The following is a 24,514-nucleotide window of genomic DNA, read 5'->3' on the forward strand; positions in this document are numbered from 1 at the left end:
ACTTTGCGGGATGCGCTCTAAATCACGGTCGTAGCGACGCGGTTCTCGATAACGCGGACCAGACCAAGGGCGGTCATTTCAGATGATTTCGGGTTGGTTGCGAGCGGGCCATTTTCAAACCGCAAATGCATCCTGCCGAAATCGCCCTCGGCTATGATCTCATGGGTGTTGAGGCGCGCTGCCGGGTCCGCAACCAATGTAACGCGGGTACGATCAAGACCAATCCCGGCAAGTGAAGCAATCACCGCGACATTGGCATTCTGCGGAAAAGCATCTGCTGCCCTGCGGGCTGTATCCGTGAAGAAAACCGTGGCCTCGCTGATTTCGTCAAGCCGCACCAGTTGGGCGGCTGGAGTTCCCACCCATGCATTTGCTGGCTTGATGATGCGATGCTCGACACTTTCAATCGAAAGCCGGCTTGCTGCCGAAAGCGCGTCGATGCCGCCGAGCGCGCCAGGTGGAATAATCAGTTTCGCACCGCTGGCCGAAGCCGCGTCCTTCAGCCTTTGAAACAAGGCATCATCTACGAAAGCCGACGTCGATGAAACCGCGAAATCCATTCCGGCGGAGAGCGCCGCTTCGCCCCACGGCAAGACGCTGGGGCGACCTGCCGCCTCCACCACTAGACTTGCGCCGGTGGCTGCAAGCTCGGCAAAATTTTCGATAAGCACGGCTCCGGCAGGCAGTCCGTCGCGGGGGCCCGACTTGTCACGCACCGCAATCGCGCCGATCTTTACGGAACTTTTCCGCTCTGCGAGAAGGTCCGAAACCCGCTTGCCGATAGCACCCCATCCGACGAGGACGATTGTCTCAGATACCGACATAGGCATGTACCTGATCACGGTCACTTTCGAGGTCGGTACTCGTCCCGCACCAGACTGTTCGGCCTTTCTCGACAATATAGTGGCGATCTGCCAGCTTCTTCAGCACCGCGATATTCTTGTCGATCAGGAGGATCGACTGGCCCATTTCGCGTAATTGCATGATGCAATGCCAGATCTCCGTGCGGATGACAGGGGCAAGCCCTTCCGTCGCTTCATCAAGGATCAGAAGATGCGGGTTTGTCATCAATGCGCGCCCGATGGCCAGCATCTGCTGCTCGCCGCCTGAAAGCGTGCCCGCCGTCTGGTCCGCACGCTCCTGCATACGCGGAAAAAGCGCATATATCTTGCCAAGATCCCACGGCGACTGCCGCTTGCAACGGTTCGACGCGGTTGCGACCAGATTTTCCCGCACTGTCAACGTGGGGAATATCTGCCGCCCCTCCGGCACAAGACCGACACCGAGACGTGCCACTTTTTCAGGGCTATAGCTGGTCGTGTCACGTCCTGCGATCTGGACGTATCCGCCTTTCGGGGTGAGCAGGCCCATCAATGTGCGTATGGTCGTGGTCTTGCCCATGCCGTTGCGGCCCATGAGCGTGACCAGTTCCCCCTCATTCACCTCCAGCGAGATGTCGAACAGTACTTGCGAATGTCCGTAAGCGGCCTGAAGTCCTTCGATTTTCAGCACAGTTCCTCCTCCCCGCCGAGATAGGCTTCCCGCACAGCTTCGCTCGCCCTTATGTCTTCAACCGTACCCGTCAGGATGACGCGGCCATAGACCAGCACCGATATGCGGTCAGCGAGCGCAAACACCGCCTCCATGTCGTGCTCGACGAGCAGCATCGAAACCTTGCCGCGCAGCCCTTGCAAAAGTTCGATCATTTCCTGGCTTTCGACATGGCCGAGCCCAGCCATCGGTTCATCGAGGAGCAGAAGCTTCGGCTTTCCGGCCAGCGCCATAAGCAGCTCCAACTGCTTGCGCCCGCCGCTCGACAAATCGCCTGCAAGTTTTTCCGGGTGATTGGCCAAACGGCTTCCAGCAAGAATTGCATCAACCTCACGCCAGATGGCGCTGCGACCTTTGAGACTGTCGAGAATCCGGAAATTGTGTCCCTCGCGCGCCTGCACCGCCATCGCGATGTTCTGGCGCACGCTCATGTCGTTCAGGAGCGTCGATATCTGAAATGTGCGTCCCAATCCGCGTCCGACACGTGTGGCGGCAGGCAGTTTGGTAATATCCTCGCCCATCAGGCTGATCGTCCCGGATGAAGGCGTCAGCTCACCGCATAGCTGGTTGATAAGTGTCGACTTTCCCGCCCCATTCGGACCGATCAGGGCATGGATATGCCCCTGTGTAACGTCGAGCGTCACATGATCGGTCGCGACCAGACCGGCAAAACGCTTCACCAGATCGCGGACCTGCAATATCGCAGTCATGCGGCCACCTCCACCTTGCGGTCTTTGCGAAACGGACGGCAAAGCGCGCGCCAACCGCCCACAATGCCGCCCTTGGTTCCCAAAACCACGACGAGCAGAATGATGCCCATGACAAGCTGCCAATGCTCAGTCCAGGCGGCAAGATAGGTGTGCAGGATCAGGAACGCAGCCGCTCCCCAAATAGGACCGAAGAACGTGCCGACGCCTCCCAGAATGACCATGACCATCAACTCACCCGATTTGGTCCAGTGCAGCGTATCCGGGCTCGCAAAACGCATGAAAATGGTGAGAAGCGCTCCAGCCAGACCAGCGCCCATTCCGGCAATCACAAAGCCATAGAGTTTGTAGCGATAGGTTTCGATCCCCATGGCCGTCATGCGCCGCTCGCTCTGGCGAATGCCGGAAAGAACCGCGCCGTAGGACGAATGAACGACCCGCCAGAGGAACACGAAATATAGGATCATAGAAACGAGGATGACATAATACATCGTCGTCTTGTCACGCAGGCTGAGACCGAAAAGATCATTTGCCCGTCGCACGATGATACCGTCTTCACCGCCATAGGTTTTGAGCGAAACAAAGAGAAAGAACAGCATCTGCGCGAAGGCGAGCGTAATCATGATGAATTGCACGCCAGACGTGCGCAATGCCAGAGCACCGATGATCAGCGCGGCAAGGCCTGCAACCAGTATTGCCGCCGGTACGGTGACCAGAAACTGGTCAGAACCGGGAATGAAACCGAAAAGCATCGTCTCTTCGGCATGGTGGAAATAAAGAATACCCACAACATAGGAACCGATCCCGAAAAAGGCGGCATGACCGAAGGAAACCATCCCGCCATAGCCGAGGATCAGATTGAGGCTGGCCGCGGCAATGGCATAGATCATGATCCGGGCGACGAGGCTGGACGCAGCCGTCTGCCCCAGCGCTTCGGCCCCAAAAGGAAAAAGTGCGAGCGCCACACAGCCGAGAAGAACGAACAAAAAGCGGTATGACATGATTTAGGCTCCCACCGGAAAGAGGCCTCTCGGGCGGAACAGAAGAACGATAGCCATCAGTAGATAAATGCCCATGGACGCGATACCCACGCCGAGCGCGTCGGCTTCGGGCCCCGCCATGAAGTGGCGCAGAATGGAAGGCAGGAAGGCGCGCAGGCAGGTATCGATGATGCCGAGCGAAATACCCGCGATAAAAGCTCCCTTGATGGAGCCGACGCCGCCGATAACCACAACCACGAAAGTGGCGAGAAGAATCTGTTCGCCCATACCGACCTGAACTGCCAAAATCGGGCTGGTCATGAAGCCGGCAAGGCCCGCGAAAGCCGCACCAAGCGCAAAAACCAGCGTATAAAGCAGGCGGATGTCGACGCCAAGCGCACGCACCATATCGCGGTTGGTCGATCCTGCACGGACCAGCATGCCGATGCGGGTGCGGTTGATGAGCAGATAAAGACCGCCGGCGACCGACAGACCGGCCACAATGATGAGCAAACGGAACGGCGGATAGCTCAGGCCTGAAAACAGCTCGATCGGCTGGGAGAGCGATGCCGGTAGCTGCGTGAAAATCGGCTGGCGGCCAAACATCAGAACGGTCAGCTCATTGAAAATCAAAATAAGCGAGAAAGTCGCCAGCACCTGATCCAGATGATCGCGTTGATAGAGCTTTCGCATGATGCCAAGCTCGATCACAATACCTGCAATTGTTGCCGCCAAAATGGCTGCCGGCAGCCCCAACCAGAAGTTTCCTGTCTGCACGGCCACCCAGGTGCCGATGAAAGCGCCGATCATGTAGAGCGAGCCGTGAGCGAGGTTGATAACGCCCATGATCCCAAAGATCAGCGTCAACCCTGCCGCCAGAAGGAACAACATAACGCCGTAGAGAAGGCCATTTAAAAGTTGCTCGAAGATGAGTGTCATTGGAGGAAACGACCTTCATGAGAAATGAAAGGAAGCGTGGCGCGCACTTTCGCGCGCGCCGGACGGTGGATGTCAGAGCTTGCACTCTGCGGAATAGGAATCACCGTAATTTTCGATCAGCTTCTTTTTGATCCTGGTGGTCGGGTTGCCATCCTCACCCTTGACGACATCAAGAAGGTACCAGTCCTGCATCGGATGCTGGTTTGGGCCGAAGGCAAAATTGCCACGCACCGACTGGAAATCCGCCTTCCGCAGCGCTTCACGTACTGCGTCGATATCGTCAACGCCACCGGTCTGCTTCAATGCAGAAGCAATCAGCCGAGCCACATCGTAGCCTTGCGTGCCGTAATAGGTTAAAGGCCGGTCAGGATAAGCAGCTTTCCACTTTGCAACGAGCTCCTTGCTTGCGGCATTGTCCATATCCGGGCTCCAGTGGCTGGTGGCCATGATTCCAACCGAAGCGTCCCCCAGTGATTTGAGGATCACAGCATCGCTGGACGGCTCGGAAAGCACCATCGGAATCTTGCCGAGCAGACCGGCCTGCTGATACTGGCGCATGAAAGCGATACCCATGCCGCCGGGATGAAACTGGAAGACCACATCGGGGTTTGCCGCACGGATCTGCGCCATCTCGGCCGAATAATCGGTCTGGTCGAGCTGGGTGTAGATTTCACCGACAACTTCGCCCTTGAACCGGCGCTTGAAGCCCGCGAGCGCATCCTTGCCTGCTTGATAATTCGGCGCAAGAATGAAAGCGCGCTTGAACCCTTCCTGTTCCGCAGCAATGCCCGATGCTTCATGGAGCGAGTCATTCTGCCAGGAAACCACGAAATAATTGGCATTGCAGCCCTTGCCCGCCATGTTCGAGGGCGCCGCGTTGGCACTGATATAGATGCTGTCATTGTCGACGATATCCGGCACCGTTGCACCGGCTACATTCGAAAAGATGATGCCGGTAAACAGCTTCACGCCGTCTTCCGACATGAATCGCTCGGCGATCTGTCGTCCGTTACCGGGCTTGGCGGCGTCGTCCTCGACCTCCAATTCAACCGGCACACCTCCGAGTTTGCCGCCTTCCGCATCAATGGCAAGCTTCATGCCGTCGCGCACGTCCTGACCAAGATAGCCCCCGGGACCTGACAATGTCGTTATCACACCGATCTTGACCGGTTCGGCGGTCGCGGTGCCAGTCGTCAGCCCTGCCAGCAGGCCGACCATCAGGAGTTTGTTTCTCATTTCATTTCCCCTTGTCTTTTTATGGATAAGCACCCGACAGTTTCGTCGGGCGCGCCTCATCAGAGCGCAACCCAGCCTTCTGGCGGGTTTTTGCCGGGATGGACAGTGTTGCAATGCGGGCAGGTTCGCAATTTCTCATCGTTGTAGAAAGCGGCGTAGAGCGGCGGTAGATCGTCGACGATGGATTCCAGATCAACTTCAGCGCGATGAACGAGGCCACTGCATTCAAAGCAATACCATTCGACGGCGTCAAGAACGCCTTCGGGACGGGCCGGTTCGATCACCAGACCGATGGATCCTTCCTGGGGGCGCTGCGGCGAATGGCGGATATGCGCCGGCAGAAGGAAGATATCGCCCTCGCGGATCGGCACATCGTAAAATTCGCCTGTCGACGTATCGTGCAGCTTCAACAGCATATCGCCCTTGAGCTGGTAAAAGAATTCCTCGACCGGGTCGTCATGATAATCGGTGCGCTTGTTCGGGCCACCGACAACCGTGACCATCAGGTCCGCATCCTTGAACACAAGCTGATTGCCCACAGGTGGCTTGAGCAGATGCTTGTGCTCATCGATCCATTTCTGAAAATTGAAAGCGCTGAGTTTTGTCATTCTTGTTCCCCTTTTCGGTTCTATCAGGATAGCTTGAGACCGCAGCTATCGAATGCCTCCCGGATTGCGCGTTTTTCAGCATCGGTCAGCTCAAGCATCGGCGCGCGAACAGGTCCACCAACCTGGCCAAGCAGCTCCTGCCAGTATTTTTGATGCGAAGTTGGCTTTTCAGCCGGTCGCGTCGACTTGAAGGCGTGGCGGACAGGTTCGAGGCTCTGCCAGACGGCACGCGCCTCAGCTTCTTTGCCCGCAAAGGCCAAGTCGGTATAGTCCCGCATGCGGCGGTCAAACTTGGTTTGCAGCGTATAAGGCGGCGAAGAGCAGAGATAAAGCTGCCAGCCTAGCTCGAGAATATTATCCAGCCATTCGTCTTCCGATGCGGTCGAGACCAGAATGCGGTCTCCTGCAAGTTCCGTGAGCGTGCGATACATGTCGCGCGGGACCGAATATTTGATTGCGACAACTGTCTCGATGTCGGCCAGACGATTACAGAGCTCCGGGCTCATCAGATAGCCGCTGTCGGGATGCGACCAGAGTGCAAGGCCGATATCCACCTTCGAGGCAATCGTTTCATAGTAGCGCAAGAGCGTTTCATCCTGCGCCCGCAGGAAATGCAGAACCGGTGCGTGGACGACAATATAGTCCGCGCCACATGCCTGCGCGTGCTTGGCCAGATCAATAACCACGTCCATGTTCTGGTCCGAGCAGGACATGATCGTTTGCGCCTTTTCGCCTACTGCCGAGACAGCCAGATCGAACATGCGCTTGCGCTCGTCAACCGACATGGAGAAGAATTCGCCCTGCTTTCCCGCGACGAAAAGTCCGTCAATGCCCAGATCGTTGATCCAGTGGTCGACATTCTTGCGAAAGCCGCCTTCGTCAATCGATCCGTCCTCTTTGAAAGGTGTGTTTGCCGCAGCCCATATACCGCGCATCGTTGCGCGCGAGTGGGCCTTGGCGTTCTGACGGTCATATTTCATCGGAATCCTCGCTTCGGGGCGGGTCACTCCAAACCCGCGTTTTTCCTATCGAGCCTCACTTTCTTTCATTCGAGAAGTCTTGTAAGTAGAATATATTCATAAACAAAAACTCATAAGTGAGCTGATGCGTCCCACTCTCCGCCAGATCGAATGCTTTCAGGCCGTGGTCGAACTGGGAAATTTTTCACGTGCAGCCGAGCGTGTCAGAACGACCCAGGCCAATCTTTCCCACACCATACGCGATCTGGAGACGGTGCTGGATACGCGGCTGTTCGACCGGACGACGCGGCGCGTCAGCCTGACGGATGCAGGACGAGCCTTTGCGGAAGGCGCGCTTGCCGGCCTTGCCGAAATTGATCGTGCCGCTGAAGTCGTACGCGATCTGGGCAAGTTGCGGCGCGGTCAGGTCAGTATCGCCGCTCCGCCATTGCTATGCACGACAGTGCTTCCGCGGCTGGTTCGCCGTGTGGCCGACGAACATCCCAACCTTGTCATCAAGATCGAGGATGTCGGACCTGAAATCGTCATCGAACAGGTTCGGAACGGACGGTGCGACCTCGGCGTCGGCACTTTTTCCGGTGAGGATTCGGATGTTGAAAGCCAGATGGCACTGCGCGATCAATTGATGATTTTCGTGTCGCCTGATCACGATTTCGCGGGGCATCAACACGTGTGCTGGTCTGAGCTCGACAATCAGCCGATCATTACGCTTACCCAGAAAAGCAACATCCGGCTTTTGACAGAACTCGGCTTTGAACAGGCGAAACTGGCGCTTCGACCACATATGGAGGTCAACCAGATTCATACGGTCCTGTCGCTGGTGGAGGTCAATGCCGGTATCGCTGTACTGCCTGCCTATGCTTTCACCGCTCTGCGCGGTCGCGGCATCGTGGCCCGCCCGCTGACGGACCCGGCAATCGTGCGAGAGGTTCGTCTCATCACGCCCCGCGACCGCGAACAATCAGCGGCCACCGTCGCCGTGCGTTCCATCCTGCGAAATCTGCTGCGCCAGATGATCCCCGAAATGCCGGGAGACAGCAACGCCGGATAGACCATTTCCACGCATGTCTAACCAACCTTTTGAGCTTGCTTCGTGCGCCTCGGCGCGCTCATATAAAATTGAAGTGTCGTTTAGAATCATCTGGAAAAGTCGATACTAAACAAACACACCGCCGAAGGTCGGTCGCGTCGCCAGCAAGGGAATGCAGCTTCATGAATACATATGGAAAACTATTTTCAGCCGCGCTGGTCGCGGCTGCCCTCAACAGCACGGCAGTTGGACAGGTCTTTGCCAAGACCTTGATCTATTGCTCCGAGGCGTCTCCTGAAATGTTCGACGCAGCACAGACGACATCCGGTGCCGTTTATGACGCATCGGCGCGCAATGTTTCCAACGGACTTATCAAGATCAAGCGAGGCTCGACGGAGCTGGAACCCGGCCTCGCGGAAAGCTGGGACGTTTCTGCCGACGGTAAGGAATATACTTTTCATCTGCGAAAAGGCGTGAAGTTTCACACCACAAGTTTTTTCACCCCGACGCGTGAATTCAATGCGGATGATGTAATCTTCACCTTCGACCGCCAGGGGAACAAGGACAATCCCTATTACAATCAGGGTACATGGCCGCAATTCGGGGCCTATTCCTTTCCCTCGCTGATCGAGAAAATCGAGAAGATTGACGATCACACAGTGAAGTTTGTGCTGGCGCATCCCGAAGCGACCTTTATCTCGACGCTGTCGCTGACATTCGCCGTTATTCAGTCCAGGGAGTATGCCGACAAGCTCGTCGCGGAAGGCCGCATTGCGGAGTTCAGCCAACAGCCCGTTGGAACCGGCCCTTATCAGTTCGTTGCCTATCAGAAGGACAGCGCCATCCGCTATCAGGCCAATCCTGACTATTGGGCAGGCAAACAGAAGATCGACAATCTCATCTTTGCGATCACGCCGGATGCGGCAGTGCGTTATCAGAAGCTGAAGTCGGGCGAATGCCATGTCATTGCCGCTCCGAACCCCGCCGATATTGCGGAAATGAAGAAGGACCCGGCTGTTGAAATGCTGCACAAGGAAGGCCTGAACCTGTCCTTCCTCGCCTACAATACCCAGCAGAAGCCGTTTGATGATGTGCGCGTCCGCAAGGCGCTGAACATGGCGGTCAACAAGGCTGCCATCATCGATGCGGTCTATCTCGGCTCGGCAGTCCCGTCGGTCAATCCTCTGCCCCCGAGTATCTGGGGTTACAATAAGAACGTAAAGGATGATCCTTATGATCCCGAACGGTCGCGGAAGCTGCTTGATGAAGCAGGCGTCAAAGACCTGAAGATGAAAATCTGGGCCATGCCCGTGCAGCGGCCCTATATGCCGAACGCGCGGCGCGCTGCCGAGCTTATCCAGTCCGATTTCGCCAAGGTTGGCGTCACGGCGGAAATTGTCACCTATGACTGGGGCGAATATCTAAAGCGTTCTCTGGATAAGGACCGAGACGGTGCCGTCATGCTCGGCTGGACCGGCGGAATTGCCGATCCCGACAATTTCCTCGCAGCCCTGCTGAGCTGTAAGGCCATCGGCAGCGCCAATCGCGCGAACTGGTGCGATCAGGATTTCGAGAAGCTCATTCAGGCAGCCAAGCTGACGACCGACCAGTCAGAACGCACCAAGCTCTATGAGCAGGCGCAGGTCGTCTTCAAGGAACAGGCTCCCTGGCTGACAATCGCCCATCAGATCGTCGAGCAGCCGATCAGCAAGAAGGTCAAGGACTTCCGCATCGATCCCTTTGGCGGCTATCTTTTCGAGGACGTCGACATTGAGGAATAGGCCTGGCCCTTACCAGCTTGATGGCTGGCGATAGATTACAGGTAGCGGGCATGGAGCATAATCCGACAGGCGTGAAACAACGCCCGCTATCCTTCTTTCGTGCCTGTGTGAATCCGGGCCGATTCCGACCACTAGCCGAGAAAATAAGATGGATATCGTAGACCGCTTCCTAGCCTATACCCGCATCAACACGACCGCTGTGCCGAATACAGGCAAACTTCCGTCGAGCCAGGGGCAAACCGATCTCGCAAAGTTGCTCGCCAGCGAAATGCGCGCCATGGGCATGGAGGTTGAGGAGCGCGACCATTCAATCGTCGTCGGCACGCTGCCTGCCAATGCCTCCAATGCCGATCATCAGTTTCCGACAATCGCATGGGTCGCCCATCTCGATACGTCCAGCGAATATACAACCGATACCCGCGCTCATGTGGTCGATTACAAGGGCGGCGATATCGTGCTCAACGAGGCGACCGGCGCCACCATGCGGCTTGCCGAATTCCCCGAGCTGGAACGTTATGTCGGGGACAGGATTATCGTGACGGACGGCACCAGCTTGCTCGGCGCTGATAACAAATCCGCCATTGCCGAGATCATGCATGCCATGCAGGTCCTGACCACCCACCCCGAAATAGAACACGGCACCGTCAAGGTCGTCTTCGTCCCGGATGAGGAAATCGGACTGCTTGGAGCCAAGGCGCTCGACGTCGCCTCCCTGAAAGCCGATTTCGCCTATACGCTCGATTGCTGTGCGGTTGGCGAGATCGTGTATGAGAACTGGAATGCGGGTGAGTTCCGCCTCACTTTCAAAGGCCAGCCCGCTCATCCGATGTCGGCCAAGGGCAAGCTGCGCAATGCTATTCTCTATGCCCAGCAATTCCTTTCAATGATGCCGGGCGGCGAACGCCCGGAGTATACGGAAGGCACCGAGGGCTATTATTGGGCCAAGGGCATTCACGGGACTGTTGCCGAGACAATCCTGATTGTCGACATCCGCGATTTCACGAAAGACGGTTACGAAACACGGCGTGCATTCATCGAGAACCTGGCTGCAAGTTTCAACCAGCTCCACGGAGAAGGCACGGTTCATGTGGACTACAAGCCTGTCTATCGGAACGCCGCCGAAAGCTTGCAAGGCGAAAACCGCTATCCGGTCGTGCTTGCCCTACAGGCCATGAAAGCAATCGGGGTAGTACCGACACCGCTGCCGATGCGTGGCGGCTATGACGGCGCCGTGCTCTCCGAAAAGGGACTGCCATGCCCGAACCTGTTCTGCGGCGCGCACAACTTTCACTCGATTTACGAGTTTCTACCGGTTGGCTCGCTTAACAAAGCCTCCGAGATGGTCATCGAAATACTGAAGAGCGCACGGATACCCGATAAAAGCGCCGGTTGATCAGCCTCAATATGGGGAGACGTGAATTCATCTCGTCTCCCCGCTTCCTGTCTGGGCCTTCTGTTAATATTGGAGTGGTTCCAGTTCAGTACCCTATGGCGGCACCAGCGACGGCGCGGCTGTCGATAGCGCCGTAATAGCGGTTGTCGCCGCCCTTCTCGATAGCCGCCATATCCTTGCCGCCAACAAGAATGCCTGCAGCCTCACCCCACACTGGCCAATTATGGTCCTCACCGACAGTGTAGCCCATACCGGTCAAGAGCCGGATCGTATCCGGCGAAAGCGCATTCGCTTCCATGTAGACCCGGTCAGGCAGCCACTGATGATGGATGCGCGGGGCGTCAATAGCCTCCTGAATGTCCATACCATGATCGATTACATTCATGATTGCCTCAAGCGTGATCGTGATGATGCGCGAGCCGCCGGGGCTGCCGATAACCATGAACGGTTTACCGTCCTTCGACACGATGGTCGGGCTCATTGAAGAAAGCGGCGACTTGCGCGGCTCGATGGCATTGGCTTCGCCTTGTATGAGTCCATAGAGATTGGCCACGCCCGGCTTGATCGTGAAATCGTCCATCTCATTGTTGAGAAGAATGCCCGTGCCCTCGGCCACTTTGGCCGTGCCGAACGATCCGTTCAACGTATAAGTCACTGCGACGGCATTACCATCCTTGTCCACGATGGAATAATGCGTGGTTTCGTTGGACTCCTTGAATTCGGCTGGCTTCAGCGCCTCACTGACTCCAGCGCGATAGGGATCGATGCGGCTGCGGATTTCTGCCGCATAATCCTTGCTGGTGAGCTTCTGGACTGGATTATCGATAAAATCAGGGTCTCCCAATGCCGTGTTGCGGTCCACATAGGCGTGGCGCATCGCTTCCACCATCAAACGTGTGGTCTCCGCAGAACCATAGCCGAGATAGGAAATCGGATACCCCTCAAGCACGTTCAGGATTTCACAGATAATTAGTCCACCGGAAGAAGGCGGCGGCGATGAGACGATATCATAACCGCGATAGCTGCACTTGACCGGTTCCAGCTCACGGACCTTGTATTGCTCGAAATCAGCCTTGGCGAGAATGCCGCCATTTTCCTTGCTCGATTTGACAATCAGATCGGCGATATCGCCCTGATAGAAGGCCGCTGGACCTCTTTCTGAAATGGCCGAAAGGGACTTGGCGAGATCCGGCTGGACAAGTTTCTCACCCAGAGGAAGCGGCTTTCCGTCTTTCAGGAAGATTTTCGCCGCTGCCGGGTCTTTCGCCAGTCTTTCGTTGCCGTCGGCAAACGAGAGAATGTCCCCCAGCTCGAGCGTGAAGCCGTCCTTGGCAAGTTTCAGGGCCGGGCCGATCAGCTCCTCACGCTTGCGGGTGCCATATTTTTCGCGCGCTTCCTCCAGGCCAGCCACCGTGCCTGGTACGCCGATGGCCAGATAGGTTTCAGTACTGGCGCCTTCTACCGGCTTGCCATCCTTGTCTAGATACATGGTCTTGGTGGCGGCGAGCGGTGCGCGCTCACGAAAATCGAGAAAAGTACTCTTGCCGTCCTTGAAGCGGATCGTCATGAAACCGCCCCCGCCAAGATTACCCGCGGTCGGGTAAACGACCGCCAGCGCATAGCCGACGGCCACGGCCGCGTCGACGGCATTGCCGCCGCTTTTCAGCACGTCAATACCCACCTGTGAGGCCAGATGCTGCGCCGTAACCACCATGCCATTCTGGCCTTCTGCCGGGGCTGGTGATGCCGCATAAGCCGAAGGCAGATGGCCCGCAACGGCGATAACAGCGGCAAGGGAAAGCGATTTCAGTCTGTAATGCTGCATGTCTTTCCTCCCGTATGTTCTCCCGAATGGGAGTCCAGAGCACAACGTCCGCAATATCTTGCGCAAAAGCAAGCGGGAGAAAGCGGTTTGTCTGACTGTCAGCCAGACTGAGCCGCGCGTTCGTTTACCCTGTCATGTATCGTACATGGCCAGTGTTCGTAACAGGTCGGAGAAAGTCAGGGATCGGCTTGCGTCGGATTGATTGTCGCTGGGGCCATCGTTTCGCGGCGGCGACTTACGGACATTGCTCGGGCTGTACCCGAATTGCTGGGTGAAGGCCCGCGTGAAATTGGCTGCCGTGTCGAAGCCAAACAATTGCGCAACATCGGATACTTTGCGGTTTTCCGATGCATCCGCGAGCATCTCGTGGGCTGCAAGCAGCCGCTTTTGGCGAATATAGCTGAGCACCCCGCCCGAACCCTCAAAGAGCTGATAGAGATGCGTGCGTGAGATTGCGAGTTCTTTGCTGAGCGTATCTGGCGTGAGTTCGCGGGACATGAGGTTTTTCTGGATGAAACGTCTGGCTTTGGTCATCAGCCCCAGAGAAGCATTATGCTCGCTCGCATCACTTTCCTTCACCAGCGGCGCGATGGTGTCGAATACGAGCTGCCGCAAGGCGTCGCGCAATTCCGGCAGGTCTTCGCTCGTTATGTGGTCCAATCCCGCCTCGATCGTCGATACGAAATCGATAAGCAGCTTGGCGCGATAACCTCCAAGCGTCGCATTGTTGCATGCTTCCGGCATGCCACCCAAAGCTGTGAACTGATCGATGGGTATGATCAGCAGTACCGCTTCCGTTGCGAGTGCGCGACCGCGAAACGGATAGCCAAATGAACGGATATTGATCATGCCGGGCTCGTTTTCCGCCACACGATCATCTACCGCCGTCCATGTCTGACCGCTGCGCAAAAAACTGACCTGCCAATGATCGATCGGGCTGAAGCGGACTTTTTCCGCCGATCGCTCGTAACTGAACGGCGGGGCGGTCTGTTCTATGAGCAGCATTCCATGCAGATTCCAGACTTTCTGGGTAACCGGAAAGCCATCTGCGGCGTTCGTATCGTCCGGCAGACGGACCTCATAGAGGGGAGCTACGTGCTGTTGCCATGCAGCGAACTGGGCGGAAGGCTCAAGCTGGTTCGTCGTGAAGACCAGCGGAGACAGAATATTGGCGCTTCGGGCATCTTCCCCAAGCGGCGCGAGTGGAACACGCGCTGACTGGCGGCGTTCCACAAAATCGGGCTTAAGATCACGCGTGGCTTTGTCGCTTTGGGATGTCACGGCAACTCCCTAAACCAACCCGAAGGCTCAAGCCACGGAGACCGCAACCCAAGTCCCTGTGTCAATAGTAGCATCTACTTGCATAAAATCAAAATAAGCCGGAACACTATCAGTCAGCCAATGTTCGGGCCGGAAACATCAAAGATTTCGGAACGGACTATAAAGCAGATTGTTTGCATCCCATTTGATGAAAATTTTCATGAAAATCCGGCCAAAATATTAAAACGCATCCGATAGAAAAACGGCAGTAACAACCGGAGGCAATCGCATGAACAATGTATTTGCATATGCTGTACGCCGCGAAAGCTTGAAATGGGCTGCCGCTATCATCGTTGGACTATCCGCTTCTCTATGTCTGACGGCAGGCGCAGAAGCCAAGGACACCCGCAAGCAAAAAAGCGAAACAGTTTCGGTTTATCTCGCTAAGTTCAAGGTAGGTAACCAGGCTCGCTTCCACAAACCGGCAACCGCAAAAGTCATCAAGGTGTCCGCGTCGCAATATGCGACCGGTACGCCCTATGTGTGCACGCCAAGCGGCTTCGGGCAGAAATCTCGCTGCTTCCCCCGCGATTAGAGCATAATGTGCAAAAATTTTCAGTATAAGCTCCAAGGCATACCGGCTCGCCACAACTCAATACAGATCAGACGAGCCGGCATGCTTGCCTGGCGATCATCTCGCCTTGGCTTTCATGATTGCCAGCCCTTTGCTGATACGATCACCGCGCAGCAGCTTTGCTGCCTCATCCGTCCGGCGTGGCGGATTGTTGCGGAAAACATACCAGTCACCGCCCAATGAGCGTTTTTGATAGATCACGCCATCCTTCTGACGATGGATGAAACAGGTGATATTGCCGCCATCGCCCGCTTTGCTGACCCAATAGGCCCGCAGGCAGAGCTTGCCGCGATTGGTGGCATACCAGTGCCCCTGCCCATAGGACCACGCCCTGCCTTTCTGCGACCAGGCGGTGAAACGATGTCTGTCGGCAGAGAAATAGCCACCGCCATCCTTCCATTTCCACGTTTTGCCAGAGTAAAGCGCCTCAAGCGCTTGGGCTGATAACGGTGAGGCCGCAGCAGCCTTGATGGCAACCGGATCTTCGCTTTTCGGCTTCGGCGCCGCATCGGCAGCGCCTGCCATAAGAAGCACGGACAGCGCCGCGCTGACGGTTCTCAAATGGATCGAAAACATTGTCGTATTCCTGTTCAGACGTTAGAGCATTTCCAGCGAAGGCTTGAACCGGCCTTGTGAAGGATAATGCAACGAAACAAATATCGAGCATGATCAGACCGGAACGCTTCACGTCTCGGCTCAATCAAGCGGATGGTTCGCAACCCGCCAGTCAGGCCGCCCGACACCACGTGGCCACGGATAGACTTCGCGGTCATTGAAGTAGACGGTTGCTGTCAGTTCTGGAAATTCGGGTTGCGGCTTATTGGTCTCCTGCGCCCAGGCGCGGACATAGGCGTCACTTCCCTCGTAGCCGAGTTCGGCGATAACAATCGGCTTATTGAAACCCACCACACGGTCATATCCCGGCTTTGCCCGTTCGACAAAGGTGGATGCGCGACCGAGTTCAAGCATATCGTAGGGTTCATAGCCAAACACCGAAAGGCCGATCACATCGACATAGCCATCGCCCGGATAGTAGGCTTCCAGCCCCGCATCTCCCTTCGGCGACCACATATATTTGGCGTTCGGCAATGTCTTACGGCAGACATTGACCGCGTGCTGATAGGCCCGGATATACCCCTGAGCCGACCAATAGGACCAGGTGAACTGCCCTGTCTTGTCGTCCATTTCCTGCGCCCAGCGAATGGTGACCGGACTCTTCAGCTTGGAAGCAGCAGAGCAGACGGCAGCCATGTTTGAATCATAGCGGCCACGTACGATGCCGTTCAGAAGATCATCGGGCGCGACGCGCCAGTCGCGAGCCCATGACCATGGTTCCACGGTGATCAGCAATTCACGGCCCCGCTCCTGTGCATAGGCATCAGCAGTCGACAGGCTGGTCAGATCGACATCTTCCCATGGAAGGAATAGATGCTCTATGCGGGAATTCGCATCGTTGGTGAAATCCCCGTGCGGATCATAGGCTCCGAATGTAATGGACTGCGGGGTTATGACCGGCCGCTTGTCGTGGAACATGTTACGGGTATCGACATTGGCACCCGACACACCACTCGCCGCGTAGACTGCGGTTGAAAGCAGTCCACCGCAAAGAATGGCTGTTGCTATTTTATATGAGGTTTTCATCGCCGCCTCCTTTACTGCGTTGGCGATTGCGCAACGGGCAGCGCCAGATTGAGCGCTTCCGTTTTTGGCTTTATTGTCTTGATGGAGACGAGCTTGCGCGCCTCGTCATCCTTGTTTCCGCCAGCGTGGCGGAAGACATACCAGTCTCCGTCCGGCTCGCGTTTCTGGTAGATCGTCCCATCGACGACTCGGTGGGAAAAGCAGGTCTTGTTTGGGAAGACACCCTGAGCCAGATGCCATTTCGCATCGAAACACATCTGACCCGACCAGGTGATCCGCCAGCGCCCTTCCGCCCAGGCCTTGCCTTTATCCCCATCGACACGAGCAGTGAAACGGCGGTTCTGGCTTTCCATCCGGCCCGCGCCATCTGCCCACTGCCAGTTCTTGTCGCGATAAAGCACGTAGATTTCGGCGGGAGTCATCACGCGGGCACCATCGGGCAGACCATCATTGGCGGCCGATGCTGCACCGGCTGACGCGCCGATCCCGACCAGCACGACAACGAGTGTCAGAGCGCCTCTGCTCGTTTCCGTGCTCCGGCCATAGCGGGACCGTTGGCCTTCAAACATCGAATGTTTCATTTGCACCTCCCACGACCTTCAGGTTGCGCGCACCCGCCAAGGGTTCTTGCGATTGACGGATGCGCGCATGCGGCAGAACGTTTGTTGGTCTTGTTTCCTGCCGCTGTTGAACCGAACGGCCTATTGTCGAAATCTGGAAGCCCAGATTCTCGGCAATCGCCGGTGAAAAGACATTGCGCAGGTCGACCAGTACCGCGTCCTGCATGACCCGTTTCATCCGAACGAGATCCAGCTTGCGAATGCTGTCCCATTCGGTCACGATCACCGCCGCATCGGCTGTGTTCAGACATTCGTAGGGGTCGTCGCAAAACTCGACATCGCTGAGAAGGCGGCGCGCATTCTCCATTCCTGCCGGATCATAGGCTCGAATTTTAGCGCCGAAACGCTGCAAGGTTTCAATGAGCGGAATGGCCGGCGCGTCGCGCATATCATCCGTGTCGGGTTTGAACGTCAGGCCAAGAACGGCAATGGTGCGGCCTTCGACGCTGCCGCCGAGTGCATCCAGTACCTTCAGCGCCATGCGACGCTTACGTGCTTCATTGACGGTAACCGTTTCCTCGACCAGCCGCAGGGCAACCCCGTGATCCTGGGCGGTGCGCAACAGCGCTATCGTATCCTTCGGAAAACAGGAGCCGCCATAGCCTGGCCCTGCATTGAGAAAACTGGTGCCGATACGCTTGTCCAGCCCCATGCCAAGCGCCAGTTCGGTGACATCGCTGCCGACTTCCTCGCACAGATCCGCCAGTTCGTTGATGAAGGTGATCTTCGTGGCGAGAAAAGCGTTGGCCGCATATTTGATCAGCTCCGACGTCCGCCGCTGCGTGATTACGATTGGCGTCTTCAAGGCTTCGAGCGGCGGCGCATAAAGGGCAACAAGCACGGAACGTGCACGTTCGTCCTCCACGCCTATGACGACGCGATCAGGCTGCAGAAAATCCCGAATAGCGACACCTTCGCGCAGGAACTCGGGATTGGACGCAACGGAGAATGTGCCGGGCCGGCGAACCGAGCCGATGATCTTCTGCACCACATCGCCGGTCCCGACCGGAACGGTCGACTTGACCACGACGACGCTGGAGTCTTCGATCAATGGCGCAAGCTCGCGAGCGGCCATATAGACGAAGGACAGGTCAGCATCGCCATGACCCGCACGCGCTGGCGTGCCAACCGCGATGAAGACAAGCTCCGCGCCCTTTACCGCTTCCGCCAGACTGGTGGTGAAGCTGAGACGGCCAAAGGCGAAATTGCGTTCCACCAGCTCATCCAGCCCCGGTTCGTAGATTGGCACAATGCCGCGCTCAAGCCGCGCGATTTTCTGGGCATCCTTGTCGACGCAGACGACCTCGTGTCCCCATGCTGCGAAACACGTGCCACTGACCAATCCGACATATCCCGTACCGATGACAGCGATCTTCATTTTTTCGCGCCTCTCTTGCTAGTCTGTTTCAGTGGCTGGAGCTGTGCGCCAGCGTGGATTGAAAATTGTCCTGTGGATGTCGCGTCCACCCACACCGGCACCGGCAACCGAGAACCGGTCGTCAAATATCGTGAAGCTTTTCGTGCCCCAGCTCAGTGCCTCGATGCCATCGCGACCGCGTTCAACAGTGGTAAAGCCAGTCAGCGCGACCAGTGCGGTAAAGCTGCATGCCAGTACCGGTCGATAGAGGCGGCTGGTCATCCGCACCCGATTTTCGCGGGTGTGCTGGATCACGATCATCGCCGTAAGCAACAGGTAAGAACAGGCATTGACGATGGCGAAAATGAAGAAACCTCGGGTTTCGTGGGCATCCCTGATAAAGAGCACCGGCAAGATCGAGAGCCCGGAGATCAGCGCATAGGGAGCGATCACCCGCAGCGGTACCGGATCGACCTCCGATGAGCCTTTCGGCGTGACGCGGAAATCCACGAAGGAACCGGTCAGCCAGTCGCGAAAGGCCGCCAAGGTACCAGCCAGAGCCCAGGGCCACCGGGCCAGCAGGAACAGCATCGCTTCCCAGCTAAGAATCTTTCCGTCGACCGGGCGAAATGTCTTGCTCGACCGCCACCAGAATGCCAGCGCCAACGTGACGAGCGAGAGCGGCAGGAAGTGCGTCAGGAATTCAGGATAGGTAACGCTGACGAAATTATCTCCATAAGCCAGAATGGCTATCGGTAAGACGAATGCAAGTCCCAGAAAGAAAGCGTAGAGAGGGTACCAGAGCTGCGAGAACAGAAACTGGAACTTCAGCCGCAGCGGCAACCGGCCAATCAGCTTCGGCGTATATTGCAGCAGGATCATCACAAGGCTGCGCGACCACTGGAATTCCTGTGTCACGAGATCGGCGAAGGTGCGCGGACCGTCGCCATGGGCGATTGCGTCCAGCGCATGAACACCCCGCCAGCCATGCGCGTTCATGAACAGGGTTGTCGAATGATCCTCGGCCAGTTCTGGCCCAAGACCGCCGATCTCTTTCAGCGCTGCCGTACGCACCGCATAATGGGAGCCGATGCACAGTGGGGCGAAGCCGCCATTATAGCCGGCTTGCAGCGAACCATGCATGCTGGCTTCTACGTAGAGACGCCCACGCGCCGACCAGCTTTCACGTGCGTTGCGATCACAAATGCTCGGTGCAGAAACATAACCGACAGCGGGATCGGCAAAAGGCCGTAATATGTTGAAGAGATAACCCGGTTCAGGCACATGATCCGCATCGAGCTGCGAGACGAAATCATAGCGCTCATAGCCATAGTGATCGTAGAAGAAGGCGAGATTGCCTTCCTTGCACCGGGTACGGCGCGGCCAGAACTGCCGATGATAATCGGCGCGCCCCTTGCGCGTGGAAACGAACACACCATGCTCGCGGCACCAGGCAAGCGTCGAGGGTGAAGGGTCCTCGTCGGCGAGCCAGGTATCGTGTGGCACATCCTGCGCCAGCATGGCGCGCAAAGTTTCGGCCACCACCTCGAAGGGCTCCGACGGCGCCTTGGTGACAACCATGGCGACGCGGCTTCCGGCAGGAATGCGAAGCGGCCCGGTGGGGCGCGCCGCGTGGAAGAAAACCGTGATGAAATAGAGCGGCAGGATCGTGATCCAGGCCAGGAGCGCCGTCACCAGAATATAACCCGCAAGGTGATTGGGCGTAGCGCTCATCAGCCACCATTGCCAGAAATAGGCGAGGGCTAAGGCCCAGAGGACAATGCCCACCACATATTCCGCACGCTTGCGGCCAGTGAAGATGGGCGCCAGAAATGGTTCCCTTTCCCCTGTGTTAGCGTTGATGGCTGGATCAAGCTTGTGCCGCGTCATGTCCGCATCTCCAAACCAAAGAAGGGCGCTGCCGTGCGGATGATTGTATCGAGATCGGAGTACAGGGTGCGAAAGCCGAGCTTTGCGGCCGCTTCAGCCGGATCGGCATAAAGAACCGGCGGATCGCCTGCCCGGCGCGCGCGCATTTCGACGGGCACCGTGCGGCCGGTCAGCCGGTCTATCGCATCCACGATTTCCTTGATGGATGTTCCGCGCCCGGTTCCGAGATTAAGGACCAGATTGCCACCGCCATTCAGAAGATGCTCAACCGCCAGCACATGGGCCCGCGCCAAATCGACCACATGGATATAGTCGCGGATACAGGTACCGTCCGGTGTGTCGTAATCATCGCCGTAAACTTCCAGGCAATCGGCCACCCCCGTCGCCGCCAGCATGGCGCGCGGTATCAGATGGGTTTCAGGATCATGCTTTTCACCCAGTTCGCCATCCAGATCGGCACCGCAGGCATTGAAATAGCGCAGCGCCGCATAAGGAATGCCATAGGCTGCCGAATAATCCGCCAGCATATGTTCCGCGATCAGCTTTGTGCGCCCATAAGGGTTGATCGGATTTTGGGTTTCGCCTTCGCGGATCGGCAACATATCCGGAATGCCGTAAGTGGCGCAGCTCGACGAGAAAATAGTCGGGCGTCCGCCTGTCAGGCGGCTGGCCTCCAGAACGGACTGGATGCCGCCGACATTGTTACGATAATATTTTGCGGGGTCCGTGACGGACTCTCCCACATAGGCCGAAGCCGCAAAGTGAATGATGGCAGCCGGATCGAAGATTTTGATGGCAGCGATAAGCTGCTCCTGTGAAAGCGTGTCGCCCTCGACAAACTCGCCCCAACGCACAGAAGACCGGTGACCAGTCGACAGGTTGTCATAGACGACCGGCGAGAATCCGCTCTTGTGCAGAAGCTTGGCTGTATGGCTCCCGATGAAGCCCGCGCCACCGGTGACGAGTACGTTCCGCCGGGTCATCTCGCCACCTCGAAAAGCTCAGCCGACGGCCTGACCAACTGGCGTTCAAAATAGGCAATCGTCTGCGTCAGTCCTTCAACAAGGGCAACCTGTGGCTCCCAACCAAGCTCACGCTTGGCGAGCATGATGTCGGGGCGGCGCTGGCGCGGATCGTCGGTGGGCAACGGACGATAGACTATGCGCGAGGAGGAACCTGTCAGCGCAATGATCTGCTCAGCCAGTTCGCGGACAGTGAACTCTCCCGGATTGCCGAGATTGACCGGCTTTTGAACCTGGCTGCTCATCAGCCGGCTGAAGCCTTCGATCAGATCATCGACATAGCAGAAGGAGCGGGTCTGTGAGCCGTCGCCATAGATGGTGATGTCTTCGCGCTTGAGCGCCTGAACAATGAAATTCGAGACAACACGGCCATCGTCCGGCCGCATGCGCGGACCATAGGTGTTGAAGATGCGCACGATACGAATGTCGACGCCATACTGCTTGTGAAAATCGTAGAACAGCGTTTCGGCTGAACGCTTGCCTTCATCATAGCAAGAACGGGGGCCGAAGGAGTTGACATTGCCCCAATAGGCCTCTGGCTGCGGATGTGTTTGCGGATCGCCATACACTTCAGATGTCGAAGCCTGAAAAATCCGTGCCTGATAATGCGCTGCAAGCTCAAGCAGGTTGAGTGAGCCGATAACGCTCGTCTTCATCGTATGAACCGGATCAGCCTGATAATGCGGTGGTGATGCGGGACATGCGAGATTGTAGATCTCGTCCACCGGCAGATCGATCGGGTTGACAATATCGTGGCGCACGAAGCTGAACGTGTCGTAACGCAGGAGATTACGCAGGTTCTCAAGCCGTCCCGTCGAGAAATTATCGACGCAGATGACGAAGTTTCCTTCGTTCAGAAGACGTTCGCAAAGATGAGAGCCAAGAAATCCGGCACCGCCTGCCACCAGAATGCGCCGTGTCGACATGCGCTCTGCAGATATACCCGATGATCTGAAGTTTATACTCACGAGAACCTCCAACACCACTATTTCGCTTGCGCCATCTGGTAAAAGGCAAAGAAATCCCCTCAACGCGCTTGAATAGAAGCGCACTGCTCGGTGTTTTCCGATTGCTTTACAAGATGATTGAAAATAGCCGGGCTGAGGTCTTGAGTCGTTAGCGTAGAATCCGGAAACTTATCCTTGCGTCCATTTTTGAAGTATGGGCGGTTTCTTTGATCCAACGCCTTTACGCTGTCCCGAGTGCGCCATTTCGCTCGATATTCGAGAGAAAAACACCCATACGTGAGAAACGTCTACGCGGAGAAATCAGCCGCCGTTCACCAGCGCCAGAATGAGCTGGTGAACATTGCCGCCATTGCCCATCTCGACCTTGTCGAAGGCGCGGCCCTGAGCGCGCTGCACGCCCACCATATCGGTGATTTCCTTGATCAGCACTTTGCGGATCTTCTGGCATTTCGGATCATTTGGAACCGACAGGCCAACGGTCCGGCGCACGATCTCGCGCGTCATCTCCTTGGCATGGTCGCCATGCACAAGCTCATGCTTGCGGATACCTTCCGAGAACGTCTCCCAATGTTCCTTCACCGGGGAAACAAGCTTCTGCGAGGGTTTCGGGAGCGTATAAGTGATTTTTAGCTTGGGCGTGGCCGACAGGATCGTGCAGGCATTGTTGGAGCGGTCGAATTGCCGGTCCCAGGTCAGTACATAGCTCGTATGGGCGATGACGCGGGTTTTCCCGCCCCCGATCTTCGGGCCACGCTCACCGATGGACTCATAAAGTTCGGGACCGGTCTTTCCCGCTATGGCATAGGTCTTGATTTCCTCGGTGGCTTTCCAGTTATCTTCAGCCAGTGCAGGGGCCGCCATCAGAATTCCAACTACTGCGAATGCTGCCGCTTTTTTCACGCTTGCCCCAATCCATAGATCTGCCAGGATGATTTGCTGGTAAGCTACAATATCAGCATAGGATGCGTAAGCGGCCTGAAGCAAAAAGCCCGCCCCGGTTTCCCGGAACGGGCGCTTTCAGAATGGGTTGCCGGTCTTACTTTTCGATGGTTCGGTTCCAGCGGCTGTTAAGCTGCTGGCGACCTTCATTGACCGCATCCCAGTCGAGCGTCTTGGCTGTTTTCATATATCCGTTGAAAGCATCCAGCTTGGCCTGGACTTCCGGCGAACCGGCCTTGGCTTTCTGGTTCGACGGGATGACGTTGCCATGGTCGAGTGCCTTGCTCTGCGCCTCGGCGGAAAGCAGATAGTGAGCAAGCTTCTGGCTCAGTTCCGGTTCGCTGTTGCCTGCAAGCACGCATTCAGTCACAGCGAGGACCACGGAGCCTTCCTTCGGCTGCGCATATTCAACCGGAACGCCCTTGTCCTTGAGGTTGTTCACGCCGGTTGGCGTCAGCGGGAAGATTGCTGCTTCCCCGGTCTGGACCATTTCCGAAATCTTGGCCGAAGATGGGATGAATTCCAGAACGTTCTTGCCGATCATGTCCGGGAACTTCTCGAAGCCCGGCTCGAGATTCTTCTCGTCGCCGCCTTGAATGCGATTGAACATCAGGAATGCATGGAGGCCGAAAGTCGAAGCGGAAGCCGACTGGAACACAACGGCATTCGCATATTTTTCGTCAGCGAAATCCATCCACGAGGTTGGGGCTGCCCAACCCTTTTCGTCGAAAAGCTTCTTGTTGTAGGCGATACCGGTCATGCCCATATCAACGCCGATCGCCATGTCGTCCTTAAGGCGCGCGGCAGGCTGAATGTCGGCCAGAACCGGATCGTCCGAAATCTTCTGGCACAGGCCGGAACTGATAGCGCGAACCATCACGCCATCATCGAGCAGCATGACGTGCATCTGCGGATTGTCTTTCTGCGCCGTCGCCTTGGCGAGAATATCGGCGGAAGTGCCCGGCACCACCACGACCTTGACATTGTTGGCCTTTTCAAAATCCGGCAGCACATGTTCGGTATAGGCGCGCTCGAAATTGCCGCCATTCATGCCGATATAAAGCGTCTTGGTTTCAGCCGAAGCGGCGGAAGCAAAAGCGACCGACAGGCCGAGCGCCAACAGGGTGGACTGGGTGATGGATTGATTTTTCAT

23 protein-coding genes are annotated in these 24,514 nt (G+C 56.8%); 4 read left to right on the forward strand and 19 right to left on the reverse strand.

Annotated features, from left to right (window positions below; genetic code table 11):
- Nucleotides 1-17: 17 nt before the first annotated feature.
- The 8 genes from FJQ48_RS19375 to FJQ48_RS19410 all read right to left on the reverse strand — a co-directional run bounded on the left by FJQ48_RS19375 (nt 18) and on the right by FJQ48_RS19410 (nt 7,001).
- A complete protein-coding gene (locus FJQ48_RS19375; RefSeq protein WP_139976554.1) occupies nt 18-824 on the reverse strand; it encodes an aspartate dehydrogenase in 807 nt (268 codons plus the stop codon).
- Entirely contained in the window at nt 811-1,512 is a 702-nt protein-coding gene (locus FJQ48_RS19380; RefSeq protein WP_139976555.1) for an ABC transporter ATP-binding protein, read from the reverse strand. The genes FJQ48_RS19375 and FJQ48_RS19380 overlap by 14 nt, the downstream gene beginning before the upstream one ends.
- Nucleotides 1,506-2,261: an ABC transporter ATP-binding protein gene (locus FJQ48_RS19385; protein WP_139976556.1), complete on the reverse strand. Its 756-nt coding sequence runs from the start codon at nt 2,259-2,261 to the stop codon at nt 1,506-1,508. Before FJQ48_RS19385 ends, FJQ48_RS19380 begins: the two co-directional genes overlap by 7 nt.
- Nucleotides 2,258-3,259, reverse strand: a complete 1,002-nt coding sequence (locus FJQ48_RS19390) for a branched-chain amino acid ABC transporter permease (RefSeq protein WP_139976557.1) — start codon at nt 3,257-3,259, stop codon at nt 2,258-2,260. The genes FJQ48_RS19385 and FJQ48_RS19390 overlap by 4 nt, the downstream gene beginning before the upstream one ends.
- Nucleotides 3,260-3,262: 3 nt before the next feature.
- The gene (locus FJQ48_RS19395) at nt 3,263-4,177 is read right to left on the reverse strand and encodes a branched-chain amino acid ABC transporter permease (protein ID WP_139976558.1); all 915 of its coding nucleotides are present in this window, start codon (nt 4,175-4,177) and stop codon (nt 3,263-3,265) included.
- Between the two features lie 72 nt (nt 4,178-4,249).
- On the reverse strand, nt 4,250-5,413 hold the full coding sequence (locus FJQ48_RS19400; protein WP_139976559.1) for an ABC transporter substrate-binding protein: 1,164 nt from the start codon (nt 5,411-5,413) through the stop codon (nt 4,250-4,252).
- Nucleotides 5,414-5,472: 59 nt separating this feature from the next.
- Complete coding sequence (locus tag FJQ48_RS19405; protein ID WP_010660590.1) at nt 5,473-6,021, reverse strand: 3-hydroxyanthranilate 3,4-dioxygenase; 549 nt, start codon at nt 6,019-6,021, stop codon at nt 5,473-5,475.
- A gap of 23 nt (nt 6,022-6,044) precedes the next feature.
- Nucleotides 6,045-7,001, reverse strand: a complete 957-nt coding sequence (locus FJQ48_RS19410) for a dihydrodipicolinate synthase family protein (RefSeq protein ID WP_139976560.1) — start codon at nt 6,999-7,001, stop codon at nt 6,045-6,047.
- Nucleotides 7,002-7,125: 124 nt separating this feature from the next.
- Between FJQ48_RS19410 and FJQ48_RS19415 the strand changes: the two genes are divergently transcribed.
- The 3 genes from FJQ48_RS19415 to pepT all read left to right on the forward strand — a co-directional run bounded on the left by FJQ48_RS19415 (nt 7,126) and on the right by pepT (nt 11,205).
- Complete coding sequence (locus FJQ48_RS19415) at nt 7,126-8,052, forward strand: LysR family transcriptional regulator (RefSeq protein WP_139976561.1); 927 nt, start codon at nt 7,126-7,128, stop codon at nt 8,050-8,052.
- Between the two features lie 161 nt (nt 8,053-8,213).
- A complete protein-coding gene (locus tag FJQ48_RS19420; RefSeq protein ID WP_139976562.1) occupies nt 8,214-9,812 on the forward strand; it encodes an ABC transporter substrate-binding protein in 1,599 nt (532 codons plus the stop codon).
- 148 nt (nt 9,813-9,960) lie between these two features.
- Nucleotides 9,961-11,205, forward strand: a complete 1,245-nt coding sequence (gene pepT / locus FJQ48_RS19425; protein ID WP_139976563.1) for a peptidase T — start codon at nt 9,961-9,963, stop codon at nt 11,203-11,205.
- Between the two features lie 85 nt (nt 11,206-11,290).
- Here the strand turns inward: pepT and ggt are convergent, their stop codons facing one another.
- Both ggt and FJQ48_RS19435 read right to left on the reverse strand, forming a co-directional pair.
- Entirely contained in the window at nt 11,291-13,030 is a 1,740-nt protein-coding gene (ggt, locus tag FJQ48_RS19430) for a gamma-glutamyltransferase (protein WP_139976564.1), read from the reverse strand.
- A gap of 132 nt (nt 13,031-13,162) precedes the next feature.
- Nucleotides 13,163-14,311, reverse strand: coding sequence for an AraC family transcriptional regulator (locus FJQ48_RS19435; RefSeq protein ID WP_139976565.1), 1,149 nt, complete (start codon nt 14,309-14,311; stop codon nt 13,163-13,165).
- Nucleotides 14,312-14,579: 268 nt separating this feature from the next.
- Between FJQ48_RS19435 and FJQ48_RS19440 the strand changes: the two genes are divergently transcribed.
- Nucleotides 14,580-14,885, forward strand: a complete 306-nt coding sequence (locus FJQ48_RS19440; RefSeq protein ID WP_139976566.1) for a hypothetical protein — start codon at nt 14,580-14,582, stop codon at nt 14,883-14,885.
- Nucleotides 14,886-14,981: 96 nt separating this feature from the next.
- Here the strand turns inward: FJQ48_RS19440 and FJQ48_RS19445 are convergent, their stop codons facing one another.
- The 9 genes from FJQ48_RS19445 to FJQ48_RS19485 form a co-directional block, all read right to left on the reverse strand.
- Entirely contained in the window at nt 14,982-15,500 is a 519-nt protein-coding gene (locus FJQ48_RS19445) for a DUF995 domain-containing protein (protein ID WP_139976567.1), read from the reverse strand.
- A gap of 120 nt (nt 15,501-15,620) precedes the next feature.
- Nucleotides 15,621-16,565 carry a glycoside hydrolase family 26 protein gene (locus FJQ48_RS19450; RefSeq protein WP_139976568.1) on the reverse strand — a complete coding sequence of 315 codons (945 nt, stop codon included), beginning with the start codon at nt 16,563-16,565 and terminating at the stop codon, nt 15,621-15,623.
- Between the two features lie 11 nt (nt 16,566-16,576).
- Nucleotides 16,577-17,146 (reverse strand): DUF995 domain-containing protein, encoded by a 570-nt coding sequence (locus FJQ48_RS19455; RefSeq protein WP_180350258.1) that lies wholly within the window; start codon nt 17,144-17,146, stop codon nt 16,577-16,579.
- On the reverse strand, nt 17,127-18,563 hold the full coding sequence (locus FJQ48_RS19460) for a UDP-glucose/GDP-mannose dehydrogenase family protein (protein ID WP_139976569.1): 1,437 nt from the start codon (nt 18,561-18,563) through the stop codon (nt 17,127-17,129). The genes FJQ48_RS19455 and FJQ48_RS19460 overlap by 20 nt, the downstream gene beginning before the upstream one ends.
- 18 nt (nt 18,564-18,581) lie before the next feature.
- Nucleotides 18,582-20,432: a glycosyltransferase family 2 protein gene (locus tag FJQ48_RS19465; RefSeq protein WP_139976570.1), complete on the reverse strand. Its 1,851-nt coding sequence runs from the start codon at nt 20,430-20,432 to the stop codon at nt 18,582-18,584.
- Nucleotides 20,429-21,415, reverse strand: coding sequence for a UDP-glucose 4-epimerase GalE (gene galE / locus FJQ48_RS19470; protein ID WP_139976571.1), 987 nt, complete (start codon nt 21,413-21,415; stop codon nt 20,429-20,431). The genes FJQ48_RS19465 and galE overlap by 4 nt, the downstream gene beginning before the upstream one ends.
- On the reverse strand, nt 21,412-22,380 hold the full coding sequence (locus tag FJQ48_RS19475) for a UDP-glucuronic acid decarboxylase family protein (RefSeq protein ID WP_139976770.1): 969 nt from the start codon (nt 22,378-22,380) through the stop codon (nt 21,412-21,414). Before FJQ48_RS19475 ends, galE begins: the two co-directional genes overlap by 4 nt.
- A 342-nt stretch (nt 22,381-22,722) precedes the next feature.
- On the reverse strand, nt 22,723-23,322 hold the full coding sequence (locus tag FJQ48_RS19480) for a DUF922 domain-containing Zn-dependent protease (protein WP_139976771.1): 600 nt from the start codon (nt 23,320-23,322) through the stop codon (nt 22,723-22,725).
- Between the two features lie 136 nt (nt 23,323-23,458).
- Nucleotides 23,459-24,514, reverse strand: a complete 1,056-nt coding sequence (locus FJQ48_RS19485; RefSeq protein ID WP_139976572.1) for an ABC transporter substrate-binding protein — start codon at nt 24,512-24,514, stop codon at nt 23,459-23,461.

Source organism: Ochrobactrum sp. CGA5, from assembly GCF_006345815.1.
In the GTDB taxonomy this organism is placed as follows: domain Bacteria; phylum Pseudomonadota; class Alphaproteobacteria; order Rhizobiales; family Rhizobiaceae; genus Brucella.